Origin of the sequence: Streptomyces flaveus (assembly GCF_014647675.1) — a bacterium.
GTDB lineage: Bacteria > Actinomycetota > Actinomycetes > Streptomycetales > Streptomycetaceae > Streptomyces > Streptomyces flaveus.
The window spans coordinates 96,109-113,417 of sequence record NZ_BMPQ01000014.1 but is presented as its reverse complement, the minus strand read 5'-3'; the positions used below and the strand labels follow the sequence as shown (position 1 = coordinate 113,417).

Annotated in this window: 12 protein-coding genes and 1 pseudogene; 4 read left to right on the top strand and 9 right to left on the bottom strand. The window is 71.2% G+C overall.

Going from position 1 to position 17,309, the window contains the following annotated elements; all coding sequences use genetic code 11:
• Window positions 1-46: 46 nt before the first annotated feature.
• The 7 genes from IEZ21_RS25960 to IEZ21_RS25930 all read right to left on the bottom strand — a co-directional run bounded on the left by IEZ21_RS25960 (window position 47) and on the right by IEZ21_RS25930 (window position 7,180).
• A complete protein-coding gene (locus tag IEZ21_RS25960; RefSeq protein WP_189324294.1) occupies window positions 47-796 on the bottom strand; it encodes an SDR family NAD(P)-dependent oxidoreductase in 750 nt (249 codons plus the stop codon).
• Window positions 793-1,764, bottom strand: coding sequence for a fumarylacetoacetate hydrolase family protein (locus IEZ21_RS25955; protein WP_189324293.1), 972 nt, complete (start codon window positions 1,762-1,764; stop codon window positions 793-795). The genes IEZ21_RS25960 and IEZ21_RS25955 overlap by 4 nt, the downstream gene beginning before the upstream one ends.
• 157 nt (window positions 1,765-1,921) lie before the next feature.
• Complete coding sequence (locus IEZ21_RS25950; RefSeq protein ID WP_189324292.1) at window positions 1,922-2,860, bottom strand: VOC family protein; 939 nt, start codon at window positions 2,858-2,860, stop codon at window positions 1,922-1,924.
• A 12-nt stretch (window positions 2,861-2,872) separates the two neighbouring features.
• Window positions 2,873-3,898, bottom strand: coding sequence for an amidohydrolase family protein (locus IEZ21_RS25945; RefSeq protein WP_189324291.1), 1,026 nt, complete (start codon window positions 3,896-3,898; stop codon window positions 2,873-2,875).
• Window positions 3,895-5,058 carry an FAD-dependent oxidoreductase gene (locus IEZ21_RS25940; RefSeq protein ID WP_189324290.1) on the bottom strand — a complete coding sequence of 388 codons (1,164 nt, stop codon included), beginning with the start codon at window positions 5,056-5,058 and terminating at the stop codon, window positions 3,895-3,897. The genes IEZ21_RS25945 and IEZ21_RS25940 overlap by 4 nt, the downstream gene beginning before the upstream one ends.
• Before the next feature lie 167 nt (window positions 5,059-5,225).
• The gene (locus tag IEZ21_RS25935) at window positions 5,226-6,203 is read right to left on the bottom strand and encodes a cyclase family protein (RefSeq protein WP_189324289.1); all 978 of its coding nucleotides are present in this window, start codon (window positions 6,201-6,203) and stop codon (window positions 5,226-5,228) included.
• On the bottom strand, window positions 6,200-7,180 hold the full coding sequence (locus IEZ21_RS25930) for a fumarylacetoacetate hydrolase family protein (RefSeq protein WP_189324288.1): 981 nt from the start codon (window positions 7,178-7,180) through the stop codon (window positions 6,200-6,202). Before IEZ21_RS25930 ends, IEZ21_RS25935 begins: the two co-directional genes overlap by 4 nt.
• Window positions 7,181-7,302: 122 nt before the next feature.
• Here IEZ21_RS25930 and IEZ21_RS25925 point away from each other — a divergent pair, with 122 nt between their 5' ends.
• Complete coding sequence (locus tag IEZ21_RS25925; protein WP_189324287.1) at window positions 7,303-8,268, top strand: LysR family transcriptional regulator; 966 nt, start codon at window positions 7,303-7,305, stop codon at window positions 8,266-8,268.
• 136 nt (window positions 8,269-8,404) lie between these two features.
• Here the strand turns inward: IEZ21_RS25925 and IEZ21_RS25920 are convergent, their stop codons facing one another.
• Window positions 8,405-9,670, bottom strand: coding sequence for an MFS transporter (locus IEZ21_RS25920; RefSeq protein WP_189324379.1), 1,266 nt, complete (start codon window positions 9,668-9,670; stop codon window positions 8,405-8,407).
• A gap of 382 nt (window positions 9,671-10,052) precedes the next feature.
• Complete coding sequence (locus IEZ21_RS25915) at window positions 10,053-12,950, bottom strand: FAD-binding and (Fe-S)-binding domain-containing protein (RefSeq protein ID WP_189324286.1); 2,898 nt, start codon at window positions 12,948-12,950, stop codon at window positions 10,053-10,055.
• Window positions 12,951-13,125: 175 nt separating this feature from the next.
• On the opposite strand from IEZ21_RS25915, the gene IEZ21_RS25910 reads away from it, so the two are divergent.
• The 3 genes and pseudogenes from IEZ21_RS25910 to amaB all read left to right on the top strand — a co-directional run bounded on the left by IEZ21_RS25910 (window position 13,126) and on the right by amaB (window position 17,257).
• The gene (locus IEZ21_RS25910) at window positions 13,126-14,298 is read left to right on the top strand and encodes an NAD(P)/FAD-dependent oxidoreductase (RefSeq protein ID WP_189324285.1); all 1,173 of its coding nucleotides are present in this window, start codon (window positions 13,126-13,128) and stop codon (window positions 14,296-14,298) included.
• A gap of 22 nt (window positions 14,299-14,320) precedes the next feature.
• Window positions 14,321-15,730 carry a 2-oxoadipate dioxygenase/decarboxylase gene (hglS, locus tag IEZ21_RS25905; RefSeq protein WP_189324284.1) on the top strand — a complete coding sequence of 470 codons (1,410 nt, stop codon included), beginning with the start codon at window positions 14,321-14,323 and terminating at the stop codon, window positions 15,728-15,730.
• Window positions 15,727-17,257, top strand: a pseudogene (amaB, locus tag IEZ21_RS25900) (L-piperidine-6-carboxylate dehydrogenase). The gene hglS and the pseudogene amaB overlap by 4 nt, the downstream one beginning before the upstream one ends.
• Window positions 17,258-17,309: the final 52 nt, after the last annotated feature.

Sequence of the window (17,309 nt, the reverse complement as noted above, 5' to 3'; positions counted from 1 at the left end):
GCAGGGGCTGTGGTCCCTGCCCGCCCGACGCGTGGCTTGCTGCTGTTCAGGTGTCCTGACGCAGGGCGTCCGAGATCGACTTGGCGCCGCCGTGTGCGGTGAGGCCGCCGTCGACGGGGATCTCGGCGCCGGTGATGAAGGCGGAGTCGTCGGAGAGGAGGAAGGTGACGAGCGGGGTGATGTCGTCGACGGTTCCGGTGCGGCCGAGCGGTGTCTCGCGGAGGTTCGCATCGCGGAACGCGGGCGCCGCGGAGGCGGTCATCGCGGTCTCGATGAAGCCGGGGTGGACGGTGTTGACGCGGATACCACGAGGCCCCAGCTCCATGGCGGCGGTCCTCGACAGGCCGCGCAGCGCCCACTTGCTCGCCGTGTACGCGACCGGGTAGTGCGCGGTCAGCGCCGCCGACGAACCGACGTTCACGATCGATGCCCCCGGAGGCATCAGCGGAATCAGGTGCTGGATGCCGAGGAGCGGCCCGGTGACGTTGACCGCGTGGACCCGGGCCATGTCCTCGGGCCGTACGTCGTCGATCCGGGCCCGCCAGGTGACGCCCGCGTTGTTGACCAGGCCGTGCACCTGCCCGTGCGCCTCGCGCAGTTCGGCGGCGAGATCCGCCCAGTCCTTCTCGCAGGTGACGTCGAGGCGGCGGCAGCCCGGTGCCTCCGTCACGTCGGTGGCGATCACCCGGGCGCCCTCGCGGGTCAGTGCCTCGGCCTCCGCGGCGCCCTGACCGCCGGCCGCGCCGGTGACGACCACGACCTTGCCGAGAAGACGCTTGGGGTTCAAGTCGGTCACGGCCGCTCCCGGCTGCGGCGCCGGGCGGTCGGAACCGGCACGGGAGCGGCGCCGGCGACCACGGTGTTGGAGACCGTGCCGATGCCCTCGACGGTGAGCGTGACCGTGTCGCCGGGCTTCAGCGGCGGCGGGTCCTGCCTGCCTCGTACGCCCCACAGCTCGGCGAGACAGCCGCCGTTGCCGCAGGTCCCGGAACCGAGGACGTCGCCGGGGCGGACGACCGTACCTCGCGAGGCGTAGGCGACCAGCTCCTCGAAGGTCCAGCTCATGTTGGACAGCAGGTCCTTGCCCACGACCTCCCCGTTGACCTCCGCCGTCAGCGCCAGACGCAGGAAGCCGTCCGCGTCCCGGTACTTCTCCAGCTCGTCGGCGGTGACCAGGCAGGGACCCAGCGTGGTGGCGGTGTCCTTGCCCTTGCAGGGGCCGAGGCCGACCCTCATCTCGGCGGACTGCAGATCGCGGGCCGTCCAGTCGTTGAAGACGGTGTAGCCGACGATGTGGTCGCGGGCCTGCTCGGGGGTGAGGTCGCGGCCCTCCCTGCCGATCACGGCGGCGACCTCCAGCTCGAAGTCGAGAACGCTCGATCCCGGGGGCACGGGGATGTCGTCGTGCGGGCCGTACACCGCGTAGGGGTTGGTGAAGTAGAACGTCGGCGCCGCGTACCACCGCTCCGGCACACCGGCCGCCCCGTCCACGGACCGCCGTACGCCCTCGACGTGCTCCTCGAAGGTGACGAAGTCCCGCACGGTGGGCGGCTGGAGCGGCGGCAGCAGACGTACCTCGGAGACATGGGGACCGGCCGGGGCGTCGAGCGTCCTGGTGCCCATGTCGAGCAGTTGCGGCAGGCCGTCCCCCTCGGTGAGCAGCCCGGTCAGGGAGTGGATACCGGGAAGGGGGCGGAGCGTGCCGTCCTCGTCGACGACAGCCACATGGTGTTGGTCGCGGTGCTCGTACGTGGCGAAGCGCATGGGAGGGTCCTGTCGGCATGGGGCGATGGCGTGGGGCGGGAGGGCACGGGGAGCCCGGGGCACGGCGGGCAGTCAGGGCTGACAGGGGATCGCCGCGCCCCGGTGACTTGGGGACCTTGCCGGTCGGACGGTCGGACGGTCAGAAGTCGCCGGACGGTCAGACCGGCGGGGCGACGAACACGCCGCGGTCGACGTCGTTGAACGACTCCTTGACGATGAGTTCGTTCATCGGGTTCGCGGTGCCCCACTGGTCGGTGACCTCGGGCTCCGAGAAGTCGTAGACGTGGGGGTGCCAGGTGTCCTCGTCCAGTTCCTCCAGCTCGGTGGTGTACTCGACGGTGTTGCCGTGCGGGTCGAGGAAGTACGTGAAGGTGTTGTCGCCCGCCATGTGCCGGCCCGGGCCCCAGAGCTTGCGGAACCCGGCCCGCATCACGCGGCCGGAGCCGCGCATGTACTCATCCAGGCCGCGCATCTCGAAGGAGACGTGGTGCAGCGAGGTGTGCGGGCCCTTGGCGATGGCCATCGAGTGGTGCTGGTTGCTGATCCGCATGAAGTGCATGACCTCGCCCATGTGCGGCGAGCCCAGCGTGTCGGAGAGACGGAAGCCGAGGTGGCGCTCGTACCACTCGCGGGTCCTGTTCAGGTCCGGGGAGTTGAGCACCACGTGCGACAGGCGGACCGGGATCGACTCCTTCTCCTCGACGCGGCGGTGCTGCCGCGCCTCCACGTCGGCGGAGACCTCGATGGTGCGGCCGTCGACGTCGAAGAAGCGGAAGCCGTACCCGCCACCCGGGGTGTCGAGCTTCCCCGGCTGGGAGATCAACTGCACGTCCTGGGAGAGGAGTTGCCCGGCCAAGGTGTCGACGTCGGCCGGGCTGCCCGCCCCGTACGAGACCAGGTCGAGGCGCTTCTCGTCGGCCTCGCGCAGCCGTACGACGTACTGCTCGGGGCTGCCCTCGGCGGCCAGGAAGGAGATGCCGGAGTCCTCGGTCACCTTGGTCAGGCCCCAGACACCGGCGTAGAAGTCGAGCTGCTTGTCGTAGTCGGGCACGGCGAGGTCGACGTGCCGCAGGTGGGTGAGCAGGCGGTTGCTCATGGGGGTTCCTCCTCAGGCGAGGTTGAGCAGGGCGGCGGCGTTGCCGCCGCGCACGGCGTGGAAGTCGGCGTCGGGCAGGTCCGCGGCGCGCAGCGCGCCCAGCGGGTCCTCGGTGCCCATGTCGAAGGGGTAGTCGGAGCCGAGCAGGACCCGGTCCGGCCCGGCGGCGCGGACCAGCTCCCGCAGTACGTGCGGGTCGTGGACGAGGGAGTCGAAGTAGAGCTGCTTCAGGTAGCCGCTCGGCTCACGGGCGCAGCCCCGGGCATCGGGGCGGGCCCTCCAGGCGTGGTCGGAGCGGCCGATGTGGGTGGGGAGGTAGCCGCCGCCGTGCGCCGCGATCAGCTTCAGGCCCGGATGGCGGTCCAGGACACCGGAGAAGATCAGGTGGGAGAGGGCGACGGCGTTCTCGGTGGGCTGGCCGACCGTGTTGGACAGGTACCACTGGTCCAGGCGCTCGTCGAGCGTGCAGCCGAACGGGTGCAGGAAGACCAGGGCGCCGGTCTCCTCCGCGCGCGCCCAGAAGGGCGCGAGCCGCGGGTCGGAGAGTTCCACCGCCCGTGTCCCGCCCGGCCCCGGCGCGTGCGAGGAGAGTTCCACGCCCTTCAGTCCCTCGTCCAGGGCGTGATCGAGCAGAGCGATCGCGAGGCCGGGGTGCTGGAGCGGGATCAGCCCGAGACCGTGCAGCCGGTCGGGGGCCTTGGCGCAGTGCGCGGCGGTGCCCTCGTTGGCCAGCCGGCACACCAGCCCGGCCAGTTGGGGCTCGGCCCAGTAGTGGTAGTGGGACGGCGAGGGGCTCACCAGCTGCACGTCCACGCCGACCGCGTCCATGGCCGCCAGACGCGCGGCCACGTCCGTCAGCCTCGGCACTCGCGCGCCCACCATGGGACCGTTCACGGCGAGGGCCGCCGGCCCGTTGCGGCGGGCGTCGAGATCGCGGGCCTCGGCGAGGCTGGTGTGACCGGCGACGGCCTCCTCGACCTCCGGGAGCAGCAGGTGGGCGTGGACGTCGATCGTCGGAGTCGACGGGGGCCGGGTCACGGGAGTTCCTTCAGCGCGCTCAGGGTGCGGTGCATCAGCCCGGGCACGTCCGCGTCGCGCACCCCGTCGAGCAGCCACTGGGCGAGCTGGACGGAGGCGTCGACGACCATACGTACACGGGGCAGCCGTCTGGCGTGGTAGTCGGTGAGGAGCTGGTCGTCCCAGGAGTCCCGGCCGGTCAGCAGGTCGGCGAGGACCTGGGCGTCCTCCAGGGACATCGCGGCGCCCTGGGCGAAGGTGGGCGGGCAGGCGTGGGCGGCATCCCCGATGAGCACGACCCGGCCGCGATGCCACGGGCCCTCCACCAGATGCCGGTCGAACCACGTGTAGTTGACGGCCTTCGGGTCGGTGAACGCGGCGCGGAGCTCCTCCCAAACGCCGCCGTAGCCCTCGCTGAGCGCTCGCATCTCGTCGGCGTACGCGTCCGGGTCCAGCGAGGCCCGGTCGCGGGCCGGTTCGACGAGGTACGTGTAGACCGTGTCCTCGCTGGTCGGGCAGTACCCGGCGATGAAACAGCGGCCGCCGTAGATCATCTCAGTGCGGCGGACACCGGCCGGGCGGGGCGCGGGGGCACGCCAGATACCCATGCCGGTGGGCTGGGGCTCGTCGGTGATGCCGATCATGGAGCGGGTGGCGGAGTGCAGCCCGTCGGCGCCGACCACCAGGTCGTACCGTCGGCTCGTGCCGTCCGAGAAGGTCACGTCCACGCCCTCGCCGTCCTGCTGGAAGGCGGTGGCCGTGGTGCCCAGGCGGACATCGGCGCCCGAGGCGCGCACCTGGTCGATGAGGAGCTGCTGGAGCCTGGGGCGCCGCATACCGATGTGAGAGGGCAGGTCGTCACCGCCGGTGCGGAGTTCCTCGTGGGCGTGCAACACGGTGCCGTCGGGGGCGAGGACCGCGAGGCCGTCGGCGGCGTATCCGTCCTTCTCGATCCCTTCGAGGACTCCGACCTCGCGCAGCACGCGCAGCGCGTTGCCCTGAAGGGTGATTCCGGAGCCTGCGGAGGCCTTCCAGTCGGGGCTCGCCTCGACGAGGTCGACGGCGATCCCGGCCCGGCGCAGCAGGACGGTCAGCGCGTTTCCGGAGGTGCCTCCGCCGATGACCAGGACGATGAGGGCGCCCCCAGCCGGAGGCGGGGGGAGGGTGAAGCTGTCAGCCATGTCGGGGATACCTCCCGGGGTTGGGCCGCGCGGCTTCGGGCGGCCGGGGGTGGGGCTGTCGCCCGCTGGGAAAGCGAGCCAGGGATGGTGCGAGGGGCGGAGCGGATGCGCCATCGCTGTCCGGGGAGGGACGCGTCCGGCGGCTGAGGGCTGAGCGGGCCGCTCGGCTACTTGACGGCGACCGGGTTCACGGGGGAGCCGACGGCGCCGGTGATGGGGAGGGGAGCGGCGGTGAGCCAGAATTCGTACACGCCGTCGTCGGCGCAGTCTGCGGCGAGGGCGTCGAGGTCCCACATCTCGCCGATCAGCAGGCCCATGTTGGGGATGACGATCTGGTGCAGCGGCTGGAAGGCGTTGTCGAACTCGTTCGGCCGTACCTCGAAACCCCAGGTGTCGGTGGCGATCGCGGCGATCTCGGTACGGTGCAGCCAGCCGGCGGTGGTGAACGACAGACCGGGCGCGGGGCCGCCCGCGTATTCGCCCCAGCCGTCACGCCGGGCGCGGGCGAGGCGCCCGGTGCGGACGAGCACGATGTCGCCGCGGCCGACGCTCACGCGGTGGGCCTCGGCGGTCGCGGTCAGGTGCTCCGCGGTGATCGCGAAACCGTCGGGCAGCTCCGGTTCGCCGTCGCCGTCGTCGTCGCCGATGGCCCGGGCCACGTCCAGCAGTACGCCGCGACCGGCCACGTACGGGGCCATGTGCTCGATCCCGGTGACCAGGTCGCCGGCGGAGGTGACGACCTTCTCGGCGTCGCGTCCGTTCCAGGCCTTGCCGTGGTCGAAGATGTGCCCGAGGCCGTCCCACTGGGTGGAGCACTGCAGCGGCATCGCGATCACGTCGTCCGCGCCGCCGATACCGTGTGGGAAGCCCTGGTTGCCGAGGGCGGCGTCGGTGCCGGTGTCGAGCATGGTGTGCACCGGGTTGGTCCGCCGGCGCCAGCCTTTCTGCGGGCCGTTCATGTCGAACCGCTGCGAGAGGGAGAAGCTCACGCCCCGGCGCACCAGCGCCGCGCCTTCGCGCCGCTTGGCCTCGTCGAGGAAGTTCAGCGTGCCGAGCACGTCGTCCTCACCCCAGCGCCCCCAGTTGGAGTACGTCTTGGCGGCCTCGGCGATCGCGCCCTCCGGGTCGTGGCGGTCCAGGCTCATGGCGTCTCCTCCACGCAGCGGGTGCGCTGCATGCCCAGCCCAGTAATGGAGCCCTCCATGACGTCGCCGTCGCGCAGCAGCCGTCCGTGGTGGATGCCGTTGCCGGCCGGGCTGCCGGTCAGCACCAGGTCGCCGGGCAGGAGCTGGGAGGTCTGCGAGATGTACGACACCAGCCGCGCGACGCCGAAGAGCATGTCCTTGGTCGACTCGTCCTGCATGGTCTCGCCGTTCAGCTTCAGCGTGACCCGCAGGTCACCCGGGTCGGCGATGGACTCGGCGGGCACGATCCAGGGCCCGAGCGGGGTGAAGCCGGGGGCGTTCTTGCAGCGCAGCCAGTCGGTGCCGATGGCGGGCATGTCCCGGCGGAAGACGGTGGCACGGTCGGTGAGGTCGTTGGCGATCGTGTAGCCGACGACGTACTCCAGGGCCTCGTCGACGGAGACCCGGTAGGCGGGCCTGGCGATGACGGCCGCCAACTCCAGCTCCCAGTCCGGCTTCTTCGTCCAGGAAGGGAGTACGACGTCGTCGTAGGGGCCGGCGATGGTGCTGGGCAGGCCGATGAACACGTACGGCAGGTCCTCGACGGCCCGGCGGTCCATGATCGCGGCGATCTCCGCACGGGCCTCCTCGACGGTGCGCGGGTCGTCGGGGGAGCGGTGGGCGACCTCCAGGTCGATCACGTGCTGGCGGTAGTTGGCACCGGACTGGAAGATCTGGCGGGGCTCCAGCGGGGCGTGCACACGCAGGCCGTCCAGCGGCCGCCAGTTGAGCGTGTCGTCGTCCGCCAGGGAGTGCAGGACTGGGAGGGTCTCCTCCCACCGTTCCAGTACGGCTCGCAGTCCGGAGGGTGCCCAGTCCAGGGCTCCGCCCAGGTCGAGCACCCGGTCCCTGGCCAGGAGACCGGGGAACGGCACCCCGTCCGGAGCGGAGAACGTGCCGAGCGCGAACGGGCCTGCAGGTTGCACGAGCGTTGCCATCAGATTTCCTCCCTGCTGGGTTGCGGTCTACTGTGAGCCCCATCGGCGAATCACGGAAATCAATCCTGTGGATGTGTCGAATCCATGCCATGGATGGCTCTCATTCGCATAGGCGGTGGCCGGTGAACCTGTCCCGACTCGACCTCAACCTGGTGCTCGCCCTGCGCGCGCTGCTGGAGGAGCGCAACGTCACCCGGGCCGGCGAGCGCGTCGGACTGAGCCAGCCCGCGATGAGCGCGGCGCTGTCCCGGCTGCGCCGCCACTTCGACGACGAACTGCTCGCCCGCACGGGCAACAGCTATGAGCTGACACCGCTCGGTGTGGCCCTGCGGGACCGCAGCGCCACCGCGTGCGACCTCCTGGAGCGCGTCTTCTCCAGCCAGGCCGACTTCGACCCGACCACCGAGACCCGGGAGTTCACCCTGCTCGCCGCCGACTACGGCGCGGCCGTGTTCGGCGCCGCGCTCGCCCGCGTCCTGCACCAGGAGGCACCCGGTATCCGGCTCACCTTCCAGCACCCGGCACCCTCCGTCGAGGAGAACACCGCCGCCCTGCTGAGCACCGTCGACGGACTGCTGATGCCGCACGGCGTCATCGACGGCTTTCCCTACGTCGACCTCCACCAGGACCGCTGGCTGTGCATGGTCGCCGACGACCACCCCGAGATCGCCGGCGAACTCACCCTCGACCAACTGGCCCGCCTGCCCTGGGCCGTCTACCAGCGCCCCTACGACGCCCCGGCCGCCCGCCAGCTCAGCATGCTCGGCATCAGCCCCAGGGTGGAGGTGTCCGTGCAGACCTTCCAGTTGCTGCCCCACATGGTCGAGGGCACCCGCCGGATCGCGATGATCCAGGAGCGCCTTGCCCGCAAAGCGGTCCGCTCCGCCGCCGTGCGGGTCCTGCCCTGCCCGTTCGACGCCGTGCCGGTGCAGGAGGCGATGTGGTGGCACCCGGTGCACACCCAGGACGCGGGCCACATCTGGCTGCGGCAGAAGGCGACGGAGGTGGGCGCGACGCTGCAGGGCCACGGTCCCGACGATGGCATGTCCGTCGTACAGGATGCGGGGCGGGCGCCGGGCCTGCTCTGATCCCGGCCCGGAAACCCGCCAGGTGTTCGGCACATGTGGGCCTCGCCGCCGCCCGGTACGACGGCGAGGCCGGCATGCGATGCGGGACGGGGGCCGGGCCATTGTTGTCGGTGCCCGGCCCGCCGGCTCCGCGGCCTCAGGCCGGCTGCTTCGGCAGCGGCCGGGGATGCGCGGCGCCCGCGCGGCGCAGGGCACCCCACAGCCCCGTCGCGACCACCGCGGCAGCCGCACCGAGCAGGCCCACCGCACCCGCGAGACCGCCGACCGCCGGCTCCAGGGCGAGCAGTACCAGCGGGCAGACGAACGCACCGCCGAAGAAGGCCGACGTCCACAGCCCCGTACCGCGGCCGCGGTCCTCGAACGCCAGGCGGGACATGGCGCTGGTGAGGAGGGCGGGCAGCAGCATGCCCGTGCCCAGGCAGTTGACCACCGCCCCGACGACCAGCAGGGGGGCGCTGCCGGCGAGGAACATCACCCCGAAACCGACGCCACAGACCGCGAAGACCGCGGGCAGCGTCACGTCCGGGGAGCGCTTCAGCCGGGCGAACAGGAGCGCTCCGGCCACGGTGGCGGCACTCGCGATCGCCGTGGCCAGACCGATGACGCCGGGGTCCTCCACACCGAGGTCGTCGAGCAGGTACGCCATCTCCACCGGGACCGTGTAGAAGACCATCGCTCCGAAGAAGGTGAGGGCGCAGATCCCCGCCAGCGGCCGCCAGGGGAACGGACGACCGGTCATGGCCACGGCCGGGGCCTCGTGGGTGGCCGCGCGGGCCGCCGGGTTGGGCAGAGCGGCAATCATCAGCGGGGCGATCATCAGGCTCACGGCGTAGATCCAGAAGGGCACGCGCCAGCCCGCCGCGCCGACGGCGCCGCCGACCACGAAGAAGGCGGTGGCCGACGCGGAGGTACACACGGCCTGCAGCGCCAGGTACTTCACCCGCTGCTGGCCGCTGTAGTAGTCGCCGATCAGTGTGGTGCAGCAGGTCATGATGGCGGCCTCGGCGACACCGACCAGGGCGCGGCTGGCGATGATCGCGCCCAGCGAGTCCAGCCAGAGCGGCGCCGTTCCGAACACGGCGTACAGGACGGTCGCCACGATCAGCAGGCGCTTGCGGCCGAGCCGGTCCACGATCACCCCGGCGAACAGGGCCAGCAGTGCCAGCGACAGCGCCGGAACGGTCAGCGCGAGGGGCACCAGCGCCTTCGCCCCCGGCGTCGAGGCGAAGTGGTCCTGCATCCTCGGCAGCACCGGGGCGATCAGCACCGCACCCAGGACCGGCAGACAGCTGCCCGCCATCAGCAAGGTCAGGCGCAGCAGATGAGCCGGGCCCGAGGTGGCGACGGGTGACGGAGCGGGGTCAACCACCGCGGTGGGGGACGGGGGCACGGAACCGGGCATGGCGACTCCAGGGCTGTGTACGGGAGCGGGCATGCCGTCACGGGCGCCGACGACGGCGCACGGCATGCGGGGAAGGGCCACACACCCGGTGCTGATCCGGACAGCGGCGTGCGGTGGGCACGACTATGGGCTGTACGGAACCCCGCCGCTATCCTCCGCGCGATCCGAATCCCGTATCCGGGTCATCCATGCCATGGATGAGACCGCCGTGTATGAGACCTTCGCCTCCCCCTCATGCCGTCACGGGCTCTCAGGAAGGAAGGCGCCCTTTGCTCCGCATGGCGGCGCGGACGCGTTCCTCTGCCGGCCCGCGCCCGGCGACGTGCGGAGTGGTGGCGCGACGCCCGGCTTCCTGCGGGTTCCTTGTCTGGTGAGAGGCGACCTAACGCTGCGTGCGCAGGGCACGGGCGATCAACTGGGCGAGGTGAGTACTGCTGCGCTCGGTCTGCTGGGCGATCTGCGTACGGCAGCTGAAGCCGTCGGCCAAGACGACGGTGTCCGGGTCGGCCGCGCGTACCGCCGGGAGCAGGACCTGCTCACCGGCCGCCACGGACACGTCGTAATGACCGCGTTCGAAGCCGAAGTTGCCCGCCAGTCCACAACAGCCGGAGTTCAGCACGCTGTTGTCGACGCCCATGGCCTCCAGCAGTGCGCTGTCTGCGCTGAAGCCGCTGGTGGCGTGCTGGTGACAGTGGGTCTGGCTGATGGAGCCGGCGTCGATCCGTGGGGGCTGCCAGCCCGTGGTGTGGTGGAGGAGGAGTTCGGCGAGGGTCCGGGTGGACCGGGCGAGAGCCCGCGCGTCGGGATCGCCGTCGAGGAGTTCGGGCAGGTCGGTCCGCAACGCCGCGGTACAGCTCGGCTCCAGGCCTACGACCGGCATGCCCTCGCGTGTCGCAGGGGAGAGAGCGGTGGCGGTGCGGCGGGCGATACGGCGGGCCATGCCCAGTTGGCCGGTGGTGATCCAGGTCAGCCCGCAGCACTGGGTGCCGTCCGGGACCTGGACCCGGTAACCGGCGTGTTCCAGAACCGCCACGCCGGCCTTGAGGACTTCGGGCGTGAAGTGGTTGTTGAAGGAGTCCACCCAGAGCATGACTGGACCGCGGTGTCCGTCGCCTTCGGGAGGGCGCGTACGGAACCAGGTCAGGAAGGTCCGTTCGGCGAAGCGGGGCACATCGCGTTCGGCGGCGATACCGCCCAGCCGCTTGACGACCGGTGCGAGGCGGGACGCGGTGAGCCCGTTGACCAGCCGGGGCATACGAGCGGCCAGACGGGACAGCAGGGGCAGCCAGCCCATGGAGTAGTGGGAGGCGGGCCGCAGGCGTCGTCGGTAGTGGTGGTGCAGGAATTCGGACTTGTACGTGGCCATGTCGACCTCCACCGGGCAGTCGACGCTGCAGCCCTTGCACGACAGACACAGGTCGAGCGCGTCGCGCACCTCGGCGGACCGCCAGCCGTCCGTGATGACCTCGCCCTGGGTCATCTCGTACAGCAGGCGGGCCCGGCCCCGGGTGGAGTCCTTCTCGTCGAGGGTGACGCGGTAGCTGGGGCACATGACATCGCCGCGCGGGGTGGTGCTGCGGCACTTTCCGACACCCACGCAGCGGCGGGTGGCCTTGGCGAAGTCGCCGTCGTCGGCGTGGAAGGGGAGGACGGTGGTCAGGGGCAGCGGGGTGCGGTGCGGGCTGACCCGGAGGTTGGAGTCGAGGGGCAGCGGTTCGACGATCATTCCGGGGTTCAGGCCGTTGTCGGGATCCCAGACGCCCTTGAACTGCTCGAACAAGGCGATGACTTCGGGACCGTACATCAACGGCAGCAGCTCGGAACGTGCCTGGCCGTCGCCGTGTTCACCCGAGAGGGAGCCGCCGTGGGCGGCGACGAGTTCGGCGGCCTCGGTGAGGAAGGCGCGGAAGACGGCGGTGCCGTGCTCGGTGGTGAAGTCGAAGTCGATGCGTACGTGCAGGCAGCCCTCGCCGAAGTGCCCGTACACGGGGCCCCGGAGTTCGTGGCGGCTGAGCAGTTCGGTGAACTGCCTTAGGTAGGAGCCGAGTTGGCCGGGTGGTACGGCGGCGTCCTCCCAGCCGGGCCAGGCTTCTGCCCCGTCGGGGGTACGTGTGGCCAGACCGGCTCCGTCTTCCCGGATCCGCCACAGTTGCCGGGCGCGTACGGGATCGGTGACGACCTCGTGGCCGGTGAACCCCGCGGTCCGGCCGGCTGTCGCGGTGAACTCCTCGGCCAGCTGGGGGAGTTCGTCCTCCTGCCCGCCGAACTCGGCGAACAGCCACGCCTGTGCGCGCGGCAGGGTGTCGACCGTCTGGCGGGTCTCGGCGCGGGTGACGATGTCGGTCAGGGCTTGGTCGAGCCCTTCCAGCGCCAGCAGCTGGTGCTTGAGGAGGGCGGGTACGGCGTCAGCCGCGGCGCAGGCGTCCTGGTAGCCGAGTACGACAAGGGCTCGGGCGGGAGGCGGAGTTACGAGGCGGACGGTGGCGGAGAGGATGACGGCCAACGTGCCTTCGCTGCCGACCAGGGCGCGGGCGAGGTTGAACCGCCGCTCCGGCAGCAGGTGTTCGAGCGCGTAACCCGAGACCTGCCGGGGGAACCGGCCCAACTCGGTGCGCAACGTTGCCAGGTTGCGCTCGGCCAGCCGGTGCAGGGACGCGATGAGCCGGCCGCGTTCGCCCCCGGCGGCGACGGCTTCCTCGATCTCGGATTGGGTCATCTCGCCGAGGCACAGGACGGTCCCACGGTAGGTGACCACCTCGAGTTCCAGTACGTTCTCCGCAGTGCGCCCCCAGGCGACGGAGTGCGAGCCGCACGCGTTGTTGCCGATCATGCCGCCGAGCGTGCAGCGGCTGTGGGTCGAGGGATCCGCGCCGAAGAGCAGACCGTGTTCGCCGGCGGCCCGTTGCAACTCGTCCAGAACGATGCCGGGCTGCACCGTCGCCGTACACGCGACGGGATCCATCACGAGCAGACGGTTGAAGTAGCGGGAGAAGTCCAGCACCACGCCGGAGCCGACGGCCTGCCCCGAGGTGCTGGTGCCCCCGCCGCGCGAGGTGATCGGCACGCCCAGACGGCGGCACACCGCCAGCGCGTTGAGCACATGCCGACGCTCGCTGGGGAAGACCACGGCCAGCGGAATCCGGCGGTAGTTGGAGGCGTCGGCCGAGTACTGTGCCCGGCGTCCGGCATCCCCCTGCACCTCGCCGCAGTCGCCCTGGGCGAGCGCCTCGGTCACGGCCGCCGCGTCGAGACGTTCCGGGCCCTGCACTGTAGCCGTCACTGCCGTAGCTCCCTCATGCTCAGATGGTCACGCTCGACTTCGCCCCCGTCACGATCTGCGTACACCTGCCCGCCGCACAAGACCCAGCAGCGTGCCCCCGTATCGACAACCCCGCCGCCGACGGGGCGGACCCGTCCGCGTCCGCCGTGCGGCCCATAGATGGGAGTGTGGCCCGTTGTCCTCCTCCGCCTTCCGCACCGTTCCGACCTCCGCCGATGTGGTGATCATCGGTGGCGGCGTGATGGGTGCGAGCATCGCGTTCCACCTCGCCGAGGCCGGCGTGCACAACATCGTCGTCGTCGAACGCGACGACCTCGGCCGCGGTAGCTCGGGCAAGCCGATCGGCGGCGTACGCGCCCAGTTCTCCGACCCCCTCAACATCGAACTGGGCAACCGCAGTCTGCGCGCCTACCAGGAATTCCCCCACCGTCCCGGCGCCGACATCAAGCTCGACACCGTCGGCTATCTCTTCCTGCTCACCAGCGAGCAGCAGGCCCGCGACTTCGAGACCAGCGTCGCCATCCAGAACAGCCTGGACGTGCCGAGCCGCATGATCGGACCCGACGAGGCGCAGCGTCTGTGTCCCTACATCAGCACCGACGGCCTGGTGGCCGCCGCGTACTCGCCCGCCGACGGGCACTGCCGCCCCTCACTGGTCGTCGACGGGTACGCGCAGGCCGCGGCTCGGTCCGGCGTCACCATCGCCGCGCACACCGCGGTCACCGGCATCGACACGGCGGGGGACCGGATCGTCGGGGTACGCACCAGCCAGGGCCGCATCGCTTGCGGCTCCGTGATCTGCGCGGCAGGAGCCTGGTCGGCACAGATCGGCGCCATGGTCGGCGTCAACCTTCCGGTCCGGCCCGTGCGACGGCAGCTGGCGTTCACCGCGCCGCTCACGCCGCCCGCACCGCGCATCCCGTTCACCATCGACTTCTCGTCGTCGGCCTACTTCCACAACAGCGACGACGGGCTGCTGTTCGGTCTTGCCGACCCCGACGAGCAGGACGGCTTCGACACCACCTGGACCCCGGGGTGGCTTGAACTGTTCCGCACCGTCGCCCGCGACCGGGCCCCCGCACTGGCCGACATGAGGACCGTCGACGGCTGGGCGGGCCTGTACGAGATCACACCGGACCACAACGCGCTGATCGGCCGCTCCCGCGAACTGCCCAACTTCCTCTACGCAGCCGGGTTTTCGGGCCACGGCTTCCTCCAGGCGCCCGCGGTCGGCGAGGTCGTGCGCGACCTGTACCTGGAACGCGAGCCGTTCACCGACATCTCCCCGCTCAGCGCCGACCGGTTCCGCCACGGCGCCGAGATCCGCCCCGAAGCCCACGTGGTGTGACCCGCGATCGAAAGGCTGAAGCATGTCAACGACCAGTCAGTGGCAGTTGCGAGCCGCGTTCGCGGCGCGGCTCTCGGAGATGTACGGCCAGGAGGTTCCCGCCTACACCACGCTCGTGGACGTCTCGCGCGAGGTGAACGAGGACGTCCTGCGCGAACAGGGAGCCGACGCCGAACGCCTGGGCTCCATCAGCCGGGTGACCGCGGAGCGGCACGGCGCCATCAGGGTCGGGACGCCGCAGGAACTGCAGCAAGTCGCCCGTATCTTCGGCGCCTTGGGCATGCACCCCGTCGGCTTCTACGATCTGCGCGAGGCCGCCGCCAGCGCCGTACCCGTCATCTCCACCGCCTTCCGGCCGGTCGACGGTGAGGAGCTGGCGCGTAACCCCTTCCGGGTGTTCACCTCCATGCTCACCCCGGCCGACCCCCGCTTCTTCGACGCCGACCTGCGCGCACGCCTGGAAGCCTTTCTCGCCCGCCGCGAACTGTTCCCACCGGAGCTGCTCACCCTGGCCGACCGCGCGGCGGCCGAGCGCGAACTGCCCGAGGACGACGCCGAGCGGTTCCTCCAACTCGCCGTGCGAGCCTTCGAGTTGTCGCCCGAGCCGGTGGACAGGGCGTGGTACGAGACTCTGGAGCGGATCTCCGCCGTCGCCGCGGACATCGGTGGCGTACGCAGCACCCACATCAACCACCTCACCCCGCGCGTCCTCGACATCGACGAGCTCTACCGCCGTATGACCGACCGCGGCATCGAGATGATCGACACCATCCAGGGCCCGCCCGCCTGGAAGGGCCCCGACGTCCTGCTGCGCCAGACCTCCTTCCGGGCCCTCGCCGAACCCCGCGCGATGCGCACTCCCGACGGGGCCATCACCAGCGGCGCCCTCCGGGTCCGCTTCGGCGAGGTCGAAGCCCGCGGCATCGCCCTCACCCGCGAAGGCCGCGCCCTCTACGACGAACTCCTCGGCCACCTCGACGAGCAGGCGTCCCGCAGCCCCGCCGAAGCCCGCGGCGACATCGCCCGCGCCCTGTGGGAGCGCCACATGCCCGGCAGCGAACAGGAGCTCGCCGCCGAGGGGTTGGCCTACTTCACCTACCGGCCGGCCGACGACCGGCCCCGCGACGGCAGCGGGCCGCCCGCCACCGTCAGCGAGTTGGTGCAGCAAGGCTGGGTGCACGCCGAGCCCATCGTCTACGAGGACTTCCTGCCCCGCTCCGCCGCCGGCATCTTCCAGTCCAACCTCAGCGGCGAGGGCACCCGCGACAACGACCAGGAGGGCACCGCGTACGACGCCGCCTGGCTCTCAGGCGCCGTAGGCCGCGACGTACTGGATCCGTACGCGCTCTACGCCCAGCAGCAGAACGCCTCCCTGGCGCAGGTCAGCGAGCAGCTCGGCCTCAACCCCCCTCTTCCGACAGGAGCATCATGACCAGCGCCACTCTGCCCACCACGGACGACCTGCGCGCCCGCGCCCGTACGGCTCTGGGACACATCGGGGTCGCCGTGCCCGAGAGCGGCGACTTCCAGGCCCGTACGCCCATCACCGGCGAGAACCTCTTCGGGCTGACGGCTGCCACCGAAGCCGACACCGAAGAGGCGATAGCGGCAAGTCGTACGGCCTTCCTGACCTGGCGCACCACACCGGCCCCGCGCCGCGGTGAACTCGTCCGCCGCCTGGGCGAGTTGCTGCGCGAGCACAAGAGCGACCTGGCCGACCTCGTCACCATCGAGGCGGGCAAGATCCGCTCCGAGGCGCTCGGCGAGATCCAGGAAATGATCGACATCTGCGACTTCGCGGTCGGTCTGTCCCGCCAGCTGTACGGCCGCACGATCGCCTCCGAACGCCCCGGCCACCGTCTGGCCGAGACCTGGCACCCCCTAGGCGTGGTCGGCGTCATCTCCGCCTTCAACTTCCCCGCCGCCGTGTGGTCCTGGAACACCGCGGTCGCCCTGGTCTGCGGCGATACCGTGATCTGGAAGCCCTCGGAACTCACCCCGCTGATCTCCCTGGCCTGCGACCACCTGCTCGCCCGGGCCGCCGACGAGGTCGGCGCCCCCCCGCGACGTACACCGCCTCCTGCTCGGTGACCGCTCGGTCGGCGAACAGCTCGTCGACGACTCCCGCATCGCCCTCGTCAGCGCCACCGGCTCCACCCGTATGGGCCGCGAGGTCGGCCCCCGCGTAGCCGCCCGCTTCGGCCGCAGCCTGCTGGAACTCGGCGGCAACAACGCCACGATCGTCGCCCCGTCCGCCGACCTGGACCTCGCCATCCAGGGCATCGTCTTCGCCGCGGCAGGCACCGCAGGCCAGCGCTGCACGACCCTGCGCCGCCTCATCGTCCACCGCGACATAGCCGACACCCTCATCGAGCGCCTGACCGCCGCCTACCACAGGCTCCCCATCGGTGACCCCTTCGACGAAACGCCCCTGGTCGGCCCGCTCATCACCACCACGGCCCTCGACGCCATGACGGGCGCCCTCACCCGCGTCCAGTCCCAGGGCGGCAAGATCCTGGCCGGTGGCAACCGGCGCCTGACCGAGGCCGCGCCCTCGGCCGCATACACCGAGCCGGTCCTGGTCCGCGTCGACGAACAGACCGACGTCGTACGGGAGGAGACCTTCGCCCCGATCCTGTACGTCATGACGTACGACACCCTCGACGAGGCGATCGCGCTCCACAACGACGTTCCCCAGGGGCTGTCGTCCAGCATCTTCACCCGCGACCAGCAGGAGGCCGAGATCTTTCTGTCCGCTGCCGGGTCCGACTGCGGTATCGCGAACGTCAACATCGGGACCTCTGGGGCGGAGATCGGGGGCGCGTTCGGGGGCGAGAAGGACACCGGGGGCGGGCGCGAGTCCGGGTCCGATGCGTGGAAGGCGTACATGCGGTCAGCCACGAACACGATCAACTACTCCACTGAGCTCGCGCTGGCGCAGGGGGTCAGCTTCCTCTGACCGGGGATGTGGCGGGACCGGTCGCGGTCGCGGTGAGTCGCCGGTGGGCTGG